At 37.9% G+C, this 18,041-nt stretch carries 15 protein-coding genes; 7 read left to right on the top strand and 8 right to left on the bottom strand.

The features are described 5' to 3' along the window. The first annotated feature begins 22 nt into the window (after positions 1 to 22). Positions 23 to 484 carry an SsrA-binding protein SmpB gene (gene smpB, locus VKY50_RS07855; RefSeq protein WP_324300592.1) on the top strand — a complete coding sequence of 154 codons (462 nt, stop codon included), beginning with the start codon at positions 23 to 25 and terminating at the stop codon, positions 482 to 484. A 26-nt stretch (positions 485 to 510) separates the two neighbouring features. Here smpB and VKY50_RS07850 read toward each other — a convergent pair whose 3' ends face one another. Then, on the bottom strand, positions 511 to 2,841 hold the full coding sequence (locus tag VKY50_RS07850; protein ID WP_324300590.1) for an ATP-dependent helicase: 2,331 nt from the start codon (positions 2,839 to 2,841) through the stop codon (positions 511 to 513). 499 nt (positions 2,842 to 3,340) lie between these two features. Between VKY50_RS07850 and VKY50_RS07845 the strand changes: the two genes are divergently transcribed. Beyond that, complete coding sequence (locus VKY50_RS07845; RefSeq protein ID WP_324300588.1) at positions 3,341 to 4,945, top strand: FMN-binding glutamate synthase family protein; 1,605 nt, start codon at positions 3,341 to 3,343, stop codon at positions 4,943 to 4,945. A 21-nt stretch (positions 4,946 to 4,966) separates the two neighbouring features. After that, on the top strand, positions 4,967 to 5,485 hold the full coding sequence (locus tag VKY50_RS07840; RefSeq protein ID WP_324300586.1) for a DUF7935 family protein: 519 nt from the start codon (positions 4,967 to 4,969) through the stop codon (positions 5,483 to 5,485). Between the two features lie 5 nt (positions 5,486 to 5,490). On the opposite strand, the gene VKY50_RS07835 is transcribed toward VKY50_RS07840, so the two are convergent. The 5 genes from VKY50_RS07835 to VKY50_RS07815 are packed head-to-tail and all read right to left on the bottom strand — an operon-like array spanning position 5,491 to position 11,208. Next, on the bottom strand, positions 5,491 to 6,408 hold the full coding sequence (locus VKY50_RS07835; protein ID WP_324300584.1) for a patatin-like phospholipase family protein: 918 nt from the start codon (positions 6,406 to 6,408) through the stop codon (positions 5,491 to 5,493). Positions 6,409 to 6,428: 20 nt separating this feature from the next. Beyond that, a complete protein-coding gene (locus tag VKY50_RS07830) occupies positions 6,429 to 7,331 on the bottom strand; it encodes a patatin-like phospholipase family protein (RefSeq protein ID WP_324300582.1) in 903 nt (300 codons plus the stop codon). A gap of 22 nt (positions 7,332 to 7,353) precedes the next feature. Then, positions 7,354 to 9,444: a M1 family metallopeptidase gene (locus tag VKY50_RS07825; RefSeq protein ID WP_324300579.1), complete on the bottom strand. Its 2,091-nt coding sequence runs from the start codon at positions 9,442 to 9,444 to the stop codon at positions 7,354 to 7,356. A 49-nt stretch (positions 9,445 to 9,493) separates the two neighbouring features. Next, complete coding sequence (locus tag VKY50_RS07820) at positions 9,494 to 9,985, bottom strand: monoheme cytochrome C (RefSeq protein WP_324300578.1); 492 nt, start codon at positions 9,983 to 9,985, stop codon at positions 9,494 to 9,496. After that, positions 9,985 to 11,208, bottom strand: coding sequence for a sulfite oxidase (locus VKY50_RS07815; protein WP_324300575.1), 1,224 nt, complete (start codon positions 11,206 to 11,208; stop codon positions 9,985 to 9,987). The genes VKY50_RS07820 and VKY50_RS07815 overlap by 1 nt, the downstream gene beginning before the upstream one ends. A gap of 1,124 nt (positions 11,209 to 12,332) precedes the next feature. Here VKY50_RS07815 and VKY50_RS07810 point away from each other — a divergent pair. Continuing rightward, on the top strand, positions 12,333 to 12,629 hold the full coding sequence (locus VKY50_RS07810) for a DUF6787 family protein (protein WP_324300573.1): 297 nt from the start codon (positions 12,333 to 12,335) through the stop codon (positions 12,627 to 12,629). A gap of 468 nt (positions 12,630 to 13,097) precedes the next feature. Continuing rightward, the gene (locus VKY50_RS07805) at positions 13,098 to 15,335 is read left to right on the top strand and encodes a TonB-dependent receptor (protein WP_324300571.1); all 2,238 of its coding nucleotides are present in this window, start codon (positions 13,098 to 13,100) and stop codon (positions 15,333 to 15,335) included. A gap of 66 nt (positions 15,336 to 15,401) precedes the next feature. Here the strand turns inward: VKY50_RS07805 and VKY50_RS07800 are convergent, their stop codons facing one another. Continuing rightward, positions 15,402 to 15,695, bottom strand: coding sequence for a hypothetical protein (locus VKY50_RS07800; RefSeq protein ID WP_324300569.1), 294 nt, complete (start codon positions 15,693 to 15,695; stop codon positions 15,402 to 15,404). 42 nt (positions 15,696 to 15,737) lie between these two features. Further along, entirely contained in the window at positions 15,738 to 16,334 is a 597-nt protein-coding gene (folE, locus tag VKY50_RS07795) for a GTP cyclohydrolase I FolE (protein WP_324300567.1), read from the bottom strand. 154 nt (positions 16,335 to 16,488) lie between these two features. Here folE and VKY50_RS07790 point away from each other — a divergent pair, with 154 nt between their 5' ends. Next, a complete protein-coding gene (locus tag VKY50_RS07790) occupies positions 16,489 to 17,148 on the top strand; it encodes an ABC transporter ATP-binding protein (protein ID WP_324300565.1) in 660 nt (219 codons plus the stop codon). 47 nt (positions 17,149 to 17,195) lie between these two features. After that, on the top strand, positions 17,196 to 17,960 hold the full coding sequence (locus VKY50_RS07785) for a TIGR02757 family protein (RefSeq protein ID WP_324300563.1): 765 nt from the start codon (positions 17,196 to 17,198) through the stop codon (positions 17,958 to 17,960). Positions 17,961 to 18,041 lie beyond the last annotated feature (81 nt).

The following is an 18,041-nucleotide window of genomic DNA, read 5'->3' as shown; positions in this document are numbered from 1 at the left end:
ACTTTTTTTACATTTGCCCTGGATGAATCAGCACATTAACATAAAGAACAAAAGAGCTCGCTTTGAATACGAAATTCTTGATACCTACATCGCAGGAATCGTATTATCTGGCACTGAAATAAAATCTATCCGTCTCGGGCGCGCTTCAATTACAGAGAGTTTCTGTGAATTTAATGACAAGGGTGAACTATTTGTAATTAATATGACCGTAGAGGAGTACTCTCATGCTACTCATTTCAATCATCGTCCTAAAAGTGAACGCAAATTACTGCTCAACAAACGTGAGCTTAAAAAATGGCATAAAGAAGTAAAAGTCTCTGGACTTACCATTGTTCCTCTACGACTTTTTGTCAATGACCGTGGGTTGGCTAAAATGGAAATAGCACTAGCCAAGGGTAAAAAGTTATACGATAAAAGAGAAACGATTAAGGATCGCGATAACAAGCGTCACCTGGATCGTATTAAAAAGTCTTTTAATAACTAATAGGTATGAAATCCATCTTATGGTTCCTAGCCTAGGATATCTAATTTGGCAAAACGCAACAACAACTTCTTTATCCCTCCTTTTGCAAACCTTATTTCAGCTTTCTTATCGTTTCCAACTCCTTCGAGCTTTAATACCTCACCTTTACCGAAACGCGTATGCTCCACCAAGGTCCCAACCGTCATCTCTGAATCAAATAAATTGGATGATGAGGATGGTTGTCCTAGATCTGGTTTTAGTTTTCTAAGTTTTCGGAGCTTCTCTTCAGAGGGCTTGTGATGCGATGGTGGTGTTGAAGCAACTGGTTTTTTAAGACGTAATTTACTCTTATCCACCTCCCCAAAAATATCAGTATCCATTAAAGGCTTATAACGATAACTACTATCCAATGGTGGGGTTAGGTATTCCAAATACTTATCATCAATTTCTTCTATAAAACGACTTGGCTCAGCATCAATTAGTTTACCCCATCGATACCTGTTTTGTGCGTAGGTCAGATAGGCTTGTTTTTCTGCGCGAGTTAAGGCCACATAAAACAATCTTCGTTCCTCTTCTAATTCACTTCTTGTATTCATACTCATGGCCGAGGGAAACAAATCTTCTTCTAAACCAACGATGAACACATATGGGAACTCTAATCCCTTGGCCAAATGTATCGTCATTAGTGCCACGCGATCGTCATCACCCGTATCTTTATCTAGATCAGTTACTAAGGCGACATCTTCCATGAATTCTGCAATTGAACCTGTAGCATCTGCGAGTTCTTTTTGACCCTCGACAAAATCCTGTATACCATTGAGCAGTTCCTCCACATTTTCCATACGGGTAATACCCTCTGGCGTACCATCTTTTTTAAACAATTGAAATAACCCCGTGTTCTTTACCACCTGAGCCGTTAATTCGAAGGCATCCAACGATTGTGAAGTCACTTGAAAGCTTTTTATCATGGTGATAAAATCATCCAATCGCTTTTTAGTTCCTGAATGGAGTTTTAAATCAATTTTATCGAGGTTTTCCATGACCTCAAAAATGGAACGTTTATAATGATTTGCAGCTACAGTAAGCTTCTCAACAGTGGTCTGACCAATGCCCCTTGAAGGGAAATTAATCACTCTTATGAGCGCCTCTTCGTCCTTTGGATTGAGTATCAGCCTTAAATAAGCTAGCACATCCTTTATTTCTTTGCGCTGATAAAAGGATAAGCCCCCGTAAATCCTATAGGGAATATCTTTACGTCTGAGTGCGTCCTCAATGGCTCTTGACTGTGAGTTAGTTCTATACAACACCGCAAACTCTCCTTCGTGAATTTGTTGTTGCATTTTGGTCTCAAAAATAGTGGAGGCCACAAAACGTCCCTCTTCAGCATCCGTTGGTGAGCGGTGTACTTTAATTAAATTACCATCATCATTGTCGGTCCACACCACTTTATCTAGACGGCTTTTATTTTTTTCAATTACGGAGTTGGCTGCTTGAACAATATTACGGGTAGACCTATAGTTTTGTTCCAGTCGATACATCGCCACATCATCGTAGTCCTTCTGGAAATTGAGAATATTATTTATATTTGCTCCCCTAAAGGCGTAGATGCTCTGGGCGTCGTCTCCTACCACGCAAATATTTTGATATCTATCCGATAATGCTTTAACAATCAAGTATTGGGAATGGTTGGTATCCTGGTACTCATCCACCAAAATGTATTTGAAGCGTTCTTGATACTTCATTAGAACTTCTGGAAAGCGATTTAATAACTCATTGGTTTTTAGCAATAAATCATCAAAATCCATGGCTCCAGCTTTGAAACAGCGTTCGCAGTATTCATTATAGATTTCTCCTAACCGCGGCTTCTTAGCCATCGCATCGGCTTCCATAAGTTCTGGATTGTTAAAGTACGCTTTAACGGTAATTAAACTGTTCTTATAAGAGGAAATTCTACTTTGAACTTGCTTATATTTATAGACGTCTTTATCCAACCCCATTTCTTTAATAATGGCATTAATTAGACGTTGTGAATCTTGCGTATCGTATATGCTAAAATTACTAGGATATCCTAGCTTATCCGCCTCGAAACGCAAAATTTTAGCAAAGACGGAGTGAAAAGTCCCCATCCATAGATTCTTAGCCTCACTATTTCCTACGATACTTGCGATTCTAGATTTCATCTCGCGTGCCGCCTTATTTGTAAAAGTCAACGCTAGAATATTAAAAGGATCCACTCCTTTATGCATCAGATAAGCAATCCTATAGGTCAACACTCGTGTCTTTCCCGAACCAGCCCCTGCGATTACCATCAATGCTCCATCCTTATGCAATACTGGCGCTCGTTGCGCATCGTTCAATTCTGCTAAATAATTTTCCAATCGATCTGTGAGTTTTAGTGTTTGACCCTAGTGCTTAAAAGGCATTTCAAAAATACAGCTAACTTTTGAATTTGTCAATTTTTCATCAACCCCTTCTTTAATTATAATGAGTACTTATGAAGGATCTTTCATTCATTTTGGATTTTTCATCTAGCATAAGGCATTACACTACAGGTAGTTATTTCTTTTAAAATAATTGCCAGCTTTAATTGGAATACCAACAAATTAATTACTAATTTTATCCCGTAATTAATTCACTTTTTATGCTGTTTGATACTCGTTATACAAAACTCAAATTAAGGCAAAGACACCGAATTTTTTCTTCCTCCCAAAAATATATATCGGTTTAATTTCTATTTGAAAGGAAAACAATTAAATTCGAAAAAAAAGCGTTCAGCTGCATAGTAACCAAGGTTTAAAAACATTCAAATAGCATAGTTATTAAAGTAAATTTACATTGGTCATCTAACAAAAACAAGTTAACTATAGTTTGATAAATATGGAATCAATTTTAGAATTCTTAGGTACAATTCCATGGTGGGCATGGATACTCATCGTCCTTGCTCTAATAGCCATTCGTGATATTTTCTTCAACAAGACGCATACCATTATGCACAACTTCCCTGTAGTGGGACACCTAAGGTATATGCTAGAGAGTATCGGTCCTGAATTACGTCAGTATATTGTAGCCAACAATAGAGAAGAACTCCCCTTTAATCGTATCGAAAGAGGATGGATATACGCCTCTGCCAAAAATCAAAACAACTACGAAGGTTTTGGAACCGATAGAGATATTCATCAGGCGCATTACGTCTTTATTAATAATGCCATGATTCCATATCGTATAAAAGATGATCACCCCAATATGCTGGATCCATACTTTTTGCCCTGTGCCAAAGTAATGGGTGCTTATAACAAGCGTAAGAGGCCCTATAGACCTGCCTCGATAATTAATGTATCGGCAATGAGTTTTGGATCACTATCTGCTAGAGCGATCGAATCGCTCAATATTGGATGTTCACTCTCCCATGCATACCACAACACTGGGGAGGGTGGCTTATCGCCTTATCATAAAAAAGGAGCTGACATCGTTTTTCACATAGGAACAGGATATTTTGGTGTTCGAAATGATGCGGGTGAGTTTGAAATTGAAAAGTTAATTAAGTTAGTTCAGGAGAACCCGCAGATACGCGCCATTGAAATCAAACTCTCTCAGGGTGCAAAGCCAGGAAAAGGTGGTGTATTACCGGGATCTAAAATTACCAAAGAGATTGCAGAAATAAGACACGTCCCTATTGGAAAGGATGTGCTATCACCTGCCTACCACACCGCTTTTAAAACCTTGGAGGAATTGGTTGAGCTTGTGGAACGCATTGCGGATAAAACGGGTCTACCAGTTGGAATTAAGGCAGCAATAGGTAAACTCGATCAGTGGAAAGAACTTGCTAGTATTATGAAATCCACTAATAAAGGTCCTGATTTTATAACCATCGATGGTGGTGAAGGAGGAACAGGTGCGGCACCACCAAGTTTTGCGGATCATGTATCACTTCCTTGGATTTATTCCTTTAGTGATGTCTATCGTATTTTTAAAGACGAAGGGCTCACAGAACGCATTGTCTTTATTGGAAGTGGAAAATTAGGGTTCCCATCAAAAGCGGCTATGGCCTTTGCCATGGGGGCAGATTTAATAAACGTGGCTCGAGAGGCCATGATGAGTATTGGTTGTATTCAAGCCAAAATATGCCACACTAATAATTGTCCAAGTGGTGTTGCAACGCAGAAAAAATGGTTGCAGAATGGAATCAATATAGAAGATAAGGCAGAACGCGTGAGTTATTATTTCAAAAACTTCAAAAAAGAACTTATTGAAATCACCCACGCCTGTGGATATGAGCATCCAGCTCAGCTGACTATGGAGGATGTTGACATTAACTTAGGTGATAAAATGCTGACCCAACCCTTAGCTAATGTGTATGGATACAACAAAGTAATTGTACCTTTTGATGGGGTGGAAAAAGCATTAAACTGCCCACACCTAGGTGGACAATACACCACCAAAGGTGCCTTGGCTAAATTTAAAAACAAACAAGTTCGATATTAATAATTCCCCAATGATAAATCTATGGACCAAATAACAATAATCGAATTACTTTTTTACCTCTTACCTGCAGTGATTACAGGTTTAGTAGCCTATTATTTTTTCTCAGCTCACACGAAAAATGAAGAAGGTCGACGACGATTTTTATTGCACAAAGAGACACAAAAATCGGCCATTCCTTTGCAGTTACAAGCCTATGAACGAATGGCGCTATTTCTAGAGCGCATTAACCCGTCAAAATTAGTGCTCCGTATTCACCCCGAGAATATGGATAAACAAAATTATGAGCTCGAATTAATTCGAGCTATTGATGGGGAATTTGAACACAATCTCAGCCAACAAATCTATATCACCGAAGAATGTTGGAATGTGATTAAAACCTCGAAAAACGCCACCATACAATTCATTCGAAAATCCTCTCAAGAGACCGAAAACACCCACGATTTTCGCCAGGACATACTGAACCGTTTAATGGAAAAACAAGCCCCTTCAGCGACCGCTCTTGGGTATATCAAAAAGGAAGTTAGAATATTATTAGGATAGAAGATCTAACCAGCCATTCCAACGTGTTTCGGATCTTGTTCGATCTTTACACGATCTTGGGCATAAGTTATACCTTGTGCCCACCATTGCCGCATTAAATCCTTGTTGAAGTAAAGGGAGTTCTCTGTTAGCCTAGTTGGTGTGAAATAAGTGTTTAGTTTCACATTTTTATTCATAGCGGCCAATTTCCCTTCGATGACATCACGAGATTCTAATTGGTCAAGGACAAAACTATATAGGTTTACCATCAAGGAAAACGGATTTTTACCAACAACCTTGTTGTGTTCCATATTCTCAGTCTCTAGAATAATGGCATCCACGGTAGTCGCACCGCGCTTAATGGCCTCACGAATAGGAATAACACAACCCAGACCACCATCGGCATACTCGAAACCATCTTTTTTTGCCAATGACATAAAGGGAACATAATTACAAGACATCCAAATCCAATCACAGAAATCTTCATAGTCAAAATCCATAATTGACTTGTATTCCACCCTGTTCTTAGAGAGGTTGGAGACCGTAACAATGACATCCTTACCTGCCGCTCTAATCAAATCGAAATCTTCTTCTAAAAAATGTTTTCGAATTTGTTTACGCAAGTTTTTACTCTCTCCAAAGGTTCTCTTTCGCTTTAGAAGTTGCCAGAGCACATTCATATAGTTCATCGCTACATATTCCTTCTCCCCTCTTTTTCGAACGATAAATGGATTATTACTAAATATTTTACGCTGTGTGACATTGGTGTACATCTCATGAGCCTTTTTTATCCTGTTGTTAGCCAATAGCGGGATTAAAAGACTCCCTGTGGATGTCCCTAGATACATATCGTATTCTCGCTTCTGATCTTCAATAAGATGCTGTGCTACTCCTCCTGCAAAAGCGCCTTTACTTCCTCCACCGGAAATCACCAATGCTCTCATACTATTTTGTTTTATATTTATTAAACATTCAATTGGTTGGTATTCGAATTTTTTATTTTTGCAAACTCATAACCACTTTGCCACCAACTTTTCATTTTCTCTTTATCGAATATCAAAGAATTGGTCGTTAGTACTGTTGGGGTGTAGTAAAAGTTAATGATGGCATTATTATGAGAGGCTACGAATTTACCGATTCTTATGTTTTGATATGTAATACGATCCAGCATAAAACTAAACATGGTTGTTAGTAGTGAAAAGGGATTCCTGGAAGGCATTCTGTTGAACTGAGTAATTTCCGTATGCAGAATTACCGCATCTACTTCTGTAGCTCCTCTACGAATAGCTTCCTCGATTGGAACCATGGTCCCTAGACCACCGTCCGCATACTCACTACCATCCACCTTAACTAAACTCATAAATGGCGTGTAATTTCCTGAAATCCAAATCCAGTCGCAAAACTCCTCATATTCAAAATCCAAAATCGATTTATATTCCACTTGATTTAAGGATAAATTACTCACGGTGACCACTATCTCCTTTTTAAGTGTTCTCAGTAGGTTAAATTCTTCCTTAGTAAATGTACGTTCAATAAGATGTCTCAGATTATTGCTCTCCCCGAAAGTTTTACTACCCTTTATGAAATTGCGTACCACATTGAGGTGATTAATACGGATATGCTGATAACCGTGCTTGTATCTTATAAGAAAAGGACACCTATCAAAGATATCTTCATTGGTTACAGAGGTATAAACATTTTTAATTTTTTCAATATCCCCTAAGGCCAAATGATTCACCAATAAACTTCCAGTTGAAGTACCTAAGAACAGGTTGTAATCCTTTTTTAAGTCTTGAATTAAATATTGTGCAACTCCACCAGCAAAGGCTCCTTTGCTCCCCCCACCAGAAATCACCAATGCTCTCATTGTTATTAATTTAGGGTTAAATCTACTGATCTAATCGGTCATTTAAAAACCTTCGCTCTTGTTTATTTAAATCTTTTTTAATTCCTGTTATAATCCCACGATAAGCAGGCACTGTCAACAGACTATCCAATAATCCTCTCGAATATTTAGAAAACTGCCAAACGGGATGTAAACAGGCTTGTATCAAATTTTTAATAGCCGGTTCATTAAAACCTCCTAGTTGTCCAAGATAACGAAAAGCATTCCAGCGAAGTTCGTAAGGCTGATATGTATTAGTATATGTTATTAAGGCATCATAATATATGTGCTTTTTATCTTTTTGATACTCTGGGGTAATAAGGGCCAGGGTTAGCCACAGGGTTTTGACATTTTTATTTTTAAATCCATCAATCCCTTTGGTCTGATCTAGATACTTGGGCAATGATTCAGGGAAATTTGTGGAAAGTTTTAAAAGAGCATACTCTTTGGTTTTATAACTAGGGGCGGATAATAACGCCTCAAAATCAGCTTTTAAGATCTCAGGGATTTGGGTAATATGCACCGCAGCACTTTGTTTATTTTCTGGTATAATTGATTGCAAAGCCCCTTTATACACCTTCAACCGTAATTCTTGTGGTAGTTCCTCTGCTCTTTGAATCATATAGTCTACCACAGCCGTTTTTCTTGCTTCATTATAGATCCCTGGATTCTCCATCACAAATTGCGCAAAAGAAACATCATTGAGCTGCTGAAGATCTAACAATTGAGCGGTTAATTCATTTTGTCTTAAAATTTCCTGAGCTTGCTGTATAGGGAATTCTTTTTGAACAAGCCATTTATCAATAAAGTTTTCCAAGTCCAATTGACTTTTAGCCATCACTACATTAAAGAAATCATGCGTATCTACGTTTTTAAAAGCGTGTTTTTTTAAATAGGTTTTGATGGCCTTTTTAAAACTTCGCTCTCCAATGGTTTCTCTTAAGGCTACTAGAACCCAGGCCCCTCGTTGGTAAAAGGTTAAGCTACTTGCTGTTGGAATAAGTAACGACTCTGGGGTTTGCGCTTTTAAATCCATGGCGGATTTGTATAACTCTAAATAATAGTGGTCATCCCCAAATATTTCTTTGGCCGCCAAAAGTGCATAATAGGTAGCAAAACCTTCTTGAAGCCAATGATGCGTGGCCTCGGTCTCCGTAATCATATTTCCGAACCAATGATGTGCCAATTCATGGGCGTTTACATTAAAGTACGAGTGATCCTTTTGTGCAATTGTATCCACCATAAAGGAATCTGAAAAGATAGTTAAGGTGGTATTTTCCATGCCAGCATATAAAAAATCCTGTACACCGACTTGTTTGTACTCCTGCCAGGGATACTTTATCCCAATCTCTTTTTCGTAGAAATCCATTATTTGAGTCGTATAGCGAAAGGTTGGTTCAACTTTGTCCAAATCCGTAGGATCGAAAAAGTTTTTAATCTTCACTCCTGACTTGCTATGGGATTGGACATAATCAAAATGCCCCATTGTAATGGCTAATAGATAACTACTCATGGGTTTTTTCATACTATACTCCCAAAGCGTTTGATCTGATATTTTGTGTTTTTGTATTAATTTCCCATTGGAAAGGACGACAAATTCCTCTGGAGCTTTTATAGTAAGATCAAAAATGATCTTTTCATTCATATCATCAAAACTCGGCAACCAATAGGAAGTATACTTCCCTTGTCCTTGGGTCCATATCTGCTTTACCACATCAACTGAGTCCTCTATAAAATACATGGCCTTCTTGGGATTAGCCTGATAATGTATCTCCACGCTGTGTTTGCCACTTTTGTAAAAGGAATTGTAAATTTTTAATTTTAACTTATCTTGATAATGGAAATCAGCAGGATGATCATCAAGTTTTACTTCCAATATTTCAAGATCCCTAGCATCAATGACTAAAGAATCTGTTGATCGTAGGATATTGAAATCATAAGTAACTTGTCCATGTACTTTTTTTTGTGAAGGAATGAGATCCAGATCAACATCGGATTTAATAATATCGATCTGATGAATTTGTTGTGCATTGGCTATTTCTATCAAGCAGCTCCAAATTAGAAACATACTACAGAGAACATTCTTTTTTAGCATCGTTAGGTATCAGTAATTTTTGTTCATATTGATTTTAATATAAGCACTTCTATTGCTCGAGCACATACCACTTGTCAATCGTTAAATTTTGTCTTCTCCCTTTAGATTCTGGGGCGTAGTTTTTTGCTAAATAATCTAAAATAATAGGCTCATTCTCACCGAGATCCCAAAGATTCTGTGTCTCTTGCATCCATTTAATGGTCGCTTGCCAGGCTTCTCTACTCATTCTATTTTGGGTAACTAGTTTTGCTGAGTGACAATTGGTGCAATTATTAATAACTACACGCATGCCTTCATCTTTCACAAAACCTGTTTCCAAATGGACTCCGTCTTGGATCTCTATGCTTTTTACAGGAGGTCTAGCAAGGGAATCTGAGGATTCCATCTGTTTTTCAATTGGCGCTGACATTAAAAACAAGGAACTCTCTGGGTAAAAGGTATATAGCATTATAAAGCCACCTATGGTCATAAGGGCAATCATAAAAAGACAAAGGCCATTGCGAAAAAGCCTGAGCTGCTGGTTAAACTGATTTAGGTCCATTAAACTTCTACTTTTATGGCAATTCGATGGCAGGCATTGTTCAAATACCCTTTCGGATTCCATCCAGGTATTACCATGGGTTGACTCTTTCCGTTAACATCTGTGGCTCTTGCCCATATTTCATAATAACCATTTTCAGGGAACTGTACCGTTGCTTCAAAATGCTGCCATGCCAATCTATTTATAGGATCACTTAAAGTACAAGGCTTCCAGCTGCTACCAAAATTAATAGAATACTCCACTTTATCGACCTTTAAATCTCCTGCCCAGGCATGGCCACTTATGGTCAAGCTGCGCTTTTCAGTAAGTATGGCCCCTGATTTTGGAGAAGTAATGAGGGATTTCACAGGCATTGATTCTATAATCACCATATCTTTGTCATCCACGATTTCTCCTGGTGCCACAGGATACTTTGGTACTCTATAGGATTGCCCCGTCATTTTAGCACCATCATGGACTACATCGCGAACTCGAATTCGGTTCAGCCACTTTCCTGAAACCGAAGCAGGCCAGCCCCCAACTACCAACCGCAGCGGGTATCCATGTGCCACAGGGATATCTTCACCATTGAGCTGAAACGCAATTAAAGTTTCATCCTCTAAGGCTTTTGAAATAGGAATTCCTCTTGAGATAGGTTCTTTTTCAGGGTTTCCGCTTAAATGTAGATCAGCCGCATAATAGGCCACATATACTGCATTGGGTCTTAACCCTACATCTTCTAATACATCTTTAAGCCGGACTCCAGTCCAATTGGAGCAATGCACCGCGCCTACACCCCATTGATTGCCTTTAGCAGGTGGGTTGAACTCTTTTCGCCCATTTCCTCCACATTCAAGGGTTAATTGATAGGTATATTGTTTAAATTTATTTCTAAGGTCCTCCAAGGTATATTCTTTAGAACTCAGAGCGGATTCTCCATAAACCGTTAATTTCCATGAATCTAGAGATATGTCCTGTGGTATAATACCGTTATTTCGGATGAACATATACTTATTTGGGGTCACCTTATCGTTGAGTAAATGCGCCTTGGACTCTATATTCCACGGGCGATCATTTAAAACGGTCATCTGATCAGAAATATTAAAAAGCTTGAAAGGATCTGGCTCCTGAATGGCTAAGGGAGTATACCCCTCTGGAATCAATTCACCGTAAACAACGGTAGTTCCTAAGGCCAAAGTAATGGAAGACAGCACAGAGGAGTTTATAAAGTTTCGTCTATTCATTATTCGGTTGCATTTAAAGATTAAATATACTACTTCTGATTTGTTTGATAAATAATTATCGGATGGATTTAACCTGCAAATTGTTATAATTATCTGGAATTTTTTCTAATTTCCCTACTATAAAGTACCCTAAAACACATCAGTACTGCGCAAAGCTCATTAATAACAGCAACTTATATCAAAGGATGAAACACCATAAAATTAGCAGTGGTGAATTTGATGATGCTATTGAAGGTTTTTGACCCGAGAAATACCATAGTGGACAATTCCTTTAATCCCTATTTTAAAATAAGAGATGTGTTTTGGGGTGGGTGGTCCAACTAGAGCTCATGCAAAATGAGAAGGATTATATTGATAATGTGGTCTGTAATTGGCACAGCCATAGAGAGCAGTTTATCGGTGTTGAACCCATACTTTAATTAGACATAAAAAAACCTCCACTTCTCTTTAGCGATCTTTTTAATTTTAAGACTAAAAAAAGGATATCATTATTTCTACATGGACGCTGCAATGGTTTATCCAACCAAAGGTTCATTGCAAAAATGAGATCTGAGTTAAAAACTAAGGGGCAGTTATCTATATTGAACTACAACCATAAGCAATAGTACTGGGATTCCTTTCCTTCTAAAAGGAAATCGTTAGACTATCAATCGTTCATAGGATGGCTTAACGAATCAGCGATCAATAGCAACATTATAAATAACATGGTAGATTGTTTCATCGAGACGAGACTTAGTCCTAAAGCTTCGTTGCACTAAAGATGAGCTTTACCCTAACTTTTTTAAAGTGCTCCATAGAAAAAAGAGCTTCGGTTAAAACAGGTGGAAGACAAGCGAAACATTGAAGCGAGATCTAGGTTATGGGCTAGTAAAGCATAGGATTTATGGCGTAAAAAAGAACACTTTATACAATCACGAAGTTCCTAGAGTTTAAGGTTAAGGCAGGAAATGATGACTCCAATTACACTTAAAAGGGATCGAAGGTTAGCTTAATTTTTTAGCATCCAAAAATTAAAGCTTCTTGATTTACAACAAGGTTAATTATCCGTTGATTTTTGAAGTTAAAGCTTTTTCATTTTTTGGAACCTAAGATTTGATGTACATTTGTGCTTTGATTATATTGAAATGGAAAAATTAAAACAGCGCTGGGGTATTTCTTCTAATTTTCAATTGGTTGTTATCTTTGTCGTTTTTGCCATTACAGGTTCTGCTTCGGCTAGACTAGCTGGACCATTTGTGGAACTTATTGGGATCAGTTCGGATGTAATTCATCCTATACTCCATTGGGTACTTCGTTTGATCTTGATCTTTCCAATATACCAAATATTGCTTGTTATCATAGGTTGGCTTTTTGGCCAATTTGACTTCTTCTGGAATTTTGAAAAGAAGATGTTAAGACGAATGGGAATTAGGATTAAATAATTGGATGAGAAACCCTCAAAAACATATTATTGTTTTATTAAGTTTTGTGCTATTTACTGGCATACTGACGCCTTCCATCCTGCATTTTACTCACTTTACTGTAGGCCATCAGCACATTAGCTGTGATGAACATCAACAAACTCACTTTCATCAATACGATTTTCATTGTAAATTGTACGATTTTCATCATGCACCTCAGATGCTATACACCCCACCAATTTATTCCTTTATAATTCTGGAGCCTACAAGGGAACTAATTTTCAGTGCGTACCTCTATTTAAGCGACCAACAGAAGCGCTATTTTTCATTACGTGCACCTCCTTTAGTTTAAATGTCCTAAAAAAGAGAGCTTCCTTCTCTAAATCAAACTCAGTTTAACTAAATTAAGGTCATGGTGCTATATGCAATACTGGCATCTAGACCATCCTTATATTTTAATACATTCGCTTAGTGAAAAAACTTATTGTCATGTCGCTGCTTTTAGCAACGACCTCCATTGTTGCACAAAATAATCTCAAAGGTATTGTAACCGAAGCACAGGTGCACACGCCAATTCCCTTTGCCACTATATATATACCTACACTCGAAAAAGGTAGTAATACCGATGTTGATGGTCGATTCAACCTAACAGGCATTCCAAATGGAAGATATCAACTCATCATTTCGGCAATTGGATTTAAATCCTTTTCAAAGATGATTTCTTTTCCAAATGATACGATACTAAAAGTGGAATTAACTCATTCTGCCATAGAAATGGATGAAGTTATTGTCTCGACACCATTCCATAAGCTTCAAAGGGAAAACGTAATGAAAGTTACCCAGGCCAATGTTCAAAAATTAAAAACCCAAGGCGCTATTACCCTATCCGATGGAATCTCCAAGATTTCTGGCGTATCAACCCTTTCAACAGGGGTAGGCATCGGAAAGCCCGTAATTCGGGGACTCAGTGGTAACCGTGTTTTGGTCTACACCCAAGGCATTCGTCTAGAAAACCAACAATTTGGAGGTGAACATGGTCTTGGAATCAACGATGCTGGAATTCAGAGTATAGAAGTAATAAAAGGCCCTGCTTCATTGCTTTATGGCTCTGATGCCTTAGGAGGCGTCCTTTATTTAAATCCGGAGAAATTCGCGGCAAGTAATACCCATAAAGCTGATGTGAACCTAGATTATTACACGAACACCGATGGTTATAGTGCCAATGCTGGTTTTAAAAAATCCACAGACCTATTTAAATTTCTTTTAAGAGGGGCCCACACTTCGCATGCAGATTACAAAGCTGGAAATGATCTTTACACAACAAATTCAAGGTTCTCAGAGTACGATTTAAAAACGGGAATAGCTTATAATTTCGATAATTTCCAAACAGAGCTACGATATAATTACAATCATTCACAAATCGGCATACCCGAGGAAGCTGGAACAAAAAACAGACACAGAACACCGATTCTGCCCTATCAAGAATTGGACAATCATATTTTAAGTCTTAAAAGCGTGCTTAATTTTGATACCAGCAGTTTGGATATAATTTTGGGCTACACGAGTAACAAGCGATTGGAATTTGAAGAACATCATCATCACCATGAAGAGGAACATCATCAAGAGGATCATCACCACAGTGCAGAAGAAGCTGCTCTTGATATGCGCTTAAAAACTCTTAGTTATAACCTTCAATATCATTTTCCGAAAATAGGTGATCTTGAAACCATTTTTGGTTTGCAAGGTATGCATCAAACCAATGAAAATTTTGGGGAAGAACTACTAATTCCCGACGCCTCTACTACAGATTTTGGCATCATGGCCACCTCACATTACCACATGGAAAACAGTGACTTACAATTTGGGGTTCGATATGACAACCGAAAAATCGACACCAAGAGCGCTGCAGTAGAAGGTGAAGAATCCTATTTTCCTGCCATCACAAAAAACTACAATAGTTTTAACGCCTCGGCTGGTTACCGCTTTGAGTTCTTAGAGAATTTTATCTCTCGAATCAATGTAGCTTCAGGATTTCGGGCCCCTAACCTTTCTGAACTCACCTCTAATGGAGGACACAGTGGCGCAAATCGATACGAAATTGGTCAAGCTGACCTGGAAAATGAACAAAATATTCAGTTTGATCTTTCTTTGGAATACAACAATAGACATTTAGAGGTATATGCTAATGGCTTTTACAACACCATTAACAACTATATATATTTGCAGCCTACAGGGGACTTTATCAGTGAGAGTCCGGTGTATCAGTATACCCAAAATGATAGTGAATTATACGGTGGTGAAGTAGGGATACACCTACACCCCCACGCTATAGAATGGATGCATTTTGAGAGCACCTATGAAATGGTTATTGGAAAATTATCCGACAGCGGTCAACATATCCCTTTAATCCCTGCCAATACACTCTCCAACACATTAAGAGTTGAGTTTAAGGGAAAAAAAATAACTGATTCTTATGCATTTTTAACATTAGAAAGCACCTTTAATCAAAATAAAATTGGTACTTTTGAAGACCCTACCGAAGCATATACTTTGCTCAATGCAGGCGTAGGTGCCTCTGCCGAGATCTTAAACCTACCTATTTACTTTAGAATAACCGCCAACAACATTTTTAATGCCGAGTATATTTCACATTTGTCACGTTTGAAAACGGATGGGATATACAATATTGGAAGGAATATTAATCTGGGATTAACCCTAACATTATAGTACCTCTCCCTAACCTATAGGTTAAAAACCCTGTATAAATGTTTCATTTGTCAGGGTTTTTTCCATTTAATTATGGACTGCTTGTTCTAGCCGCTCCTTGTTAAGCACGTAGGTATAGAACCAAGTTATTGTAAAGGTAGGAATTATGTCTATTCCAGGCATTAACTCTTCTACAAAGGTAATTACCCCCGCGGTACGACCAATCTTGCCTTTATAAAGTTGGGTCATAAGCCAACCAGAAATCGGCGCCCAAATCACATCTGAAAACTCCCCTATCCCTGGGATCACAAAAGATAACATGCCTACAGCATCAAACAATAAGCTAAGAAAAAGTTTGGTATATTTATTAGTGTTTTCCATCTTTGTTGCTTTGGTTAGCATTAAACAAAAAAGGTGCCATCTTTAGGATAAATCAGAACTTATCAATTTTAAAAATTCATTCCGTGTTTCAATTTTCTCAAATTGTCCTCTAAACCCTGATGTAGTAGTGGTAGAATTTTGTTTTTGAACACCTCGCATCATCATACACATATGTGAAGCCTCTATAACCACAGCAACCCCTTGAGGGTTGAGCGTGTCATTTATACATTCTAAAATGTCATGGGTCAATCTTTCCTGAACCTGGAGCCGACGCGAAAACACATCGACTATTCTTGGTAATTTACTAAGACCTACAATGTAGCCATTAGGAATATAGGCAATGTGTGCTTTACCAAAAAATGGTAGCAAATGATGCTCACATAAGGAGTAGAGTTCAATATCCTTTACAATGACCATCTCATTGTAGTCTTCTTTAAACATGGCACTTTTAATGATCTGTGTAGCGTCTTGATTGTACCCTTGAGTGAGAAATTGCATTGCTTTAGCAGCGCGTTCTGGAGTTTTTACAAGTCCTTCCCGTTGGGTATCCTCTCCGAGTTCATTAATTATTTTAGTATAATTGTTCTTTAGAGCATCTGTGGTCTGAATAGCATACTCATTAAAGGTTTTGTAGCCCATAAAATAGTGGTTTATATAGCTAATTCCTTAATTGGAATCAAATCCAATAAATGAAAGGATTCTTAAATGCTAAATATAGTGAAAAATCTCTAAGTTTCTTTAATTTGATATTCTTTAGAAACAAGTTACCTTAGCAACATAATTATGTGAATTGATGATACAGGCAAAGAATATCCATAAAACCTACGGGGATTTAGAGGTCTTAAAAGGAGTAGATGTCCAAATTAATAAAGGAGAAATCATCTCTATTGTAGGCGCCTCAGGTGCTGGAAAAACCACGCTATTGCAAATTCTCGGAACCTTAGATAAAGCTGACAAAACAGCAGATTTATCCCTTATTATAAATGACACCGAGGTGGCCACCTTATCCGATAAAGAATTGGCAAAATTTAGAAACCAGCACATCGGATTTATTTTTCAGTTTCATCAATTATTACCCGAGTTTACTGCCTTAGAAAATGTTTGTATTCCAGCCTTTATTAAAAATACACCTGTTGAGCAGGCCAAAAAAAAGGCTATGGAATTACTCACCTTTCTAGGACTTTCTAATCGTAGTGATCACAAACCCAATGAACTCTCTGGAGGAGAGCAACAAAGGGTAGCCGTTGCAAGGGCATTGATGAATAACCCCTCGGTTGTATTTGCAGATGAGCCCAGTGGAAATTTGGATTCCGAGAGTGCAGAACGGTTGCATAAGCTGTTTTTTGAATTAAGAGACACCTTCGGTCAGACTTTCGTAATTGTTACTCACAATGAAGAATTAGCAGCTATGGCGGATCGTAAGCTCACCATGATAGATGGTAATTTTCATTAAACCCACCAAAGATCACTTAAAGCATATTTTAATATAAATTCAAGGTTTTGACTCATAAGGAACTCAAAGAATTCTTAGATGAAAAAGTAGCATATTACAATCATCCTCGATTTGTGGAGAGCGACCCTATCCAAATCCCGCATAGATTTCAACTTAAGGAAGATATTGAAATTGCAGGTTTTCTAACGGCTTCTATCGCTTGGGGAAACCGTAAAAGTATCATCACAAACGCCACTAAAATGATGGAGCTCATGGGTGAGAGTCCTTATGACTTTGTCCTTCATCACAAAGAACAGCAGCTAAAAAGACTCCTTCCCTTTGTTCATAGAACATTTAACGGATACGATTTTATTCAATTTATTAAAAGCCTACAACACATTTATGTAAATCATCATGGATTGGAGCAGTTCTTTAGTAAACACAGCACTAATGAATCTACCCAACCTGCCATTGCTCGATTGAAAGATACCTTCTTTGAAAACGAACATTTAGCACGTACACAAAAGCATGTTCCCAACCCTGAAAAAGGATCAGCTGCCAAGAGAATTAATATGTTTCTCAGATGGATGGTTAGAGATGATAATTCCGGCGTGGATTTTGGAATCTGGCCCTCCATTTTGCCAGCGGTGTTATCCTGCCCCTTAGATGTACATTCGGGTAGAGTAGCCAGAAAACTTGGACTGCTTCATCGCAAACAAAATGATGCCAAAGCCTTATTAGAACTTGACCGTTCTTTACGAAAACTAGATCCTAAAGATCCTGTAAAATACGATTTTGCCCTCTTTGGGCTAGGTGTATTTGAGGGATTTTGATGCCAAAACAATTTCAATAGTTTTTCATTTATTGAAACTAAAAATTCAATTATTTGCAATGCATAATATGTTATAAAATTA

The organism is Galbibacter sp. (genome assembly GCF_035306585.1).
In the GTDB taxonomy this organism is placed as follows: domain Bacteria; phylum Bacteroidota; class Bacteroidia; order Flavobacteriales; family Flavobacteriaceae; genus Galbibacter.
Note: the sequence above shows the minus strand (reverse complement) of the source record. Positions and strands in the feature narration are given on the sequence as shown.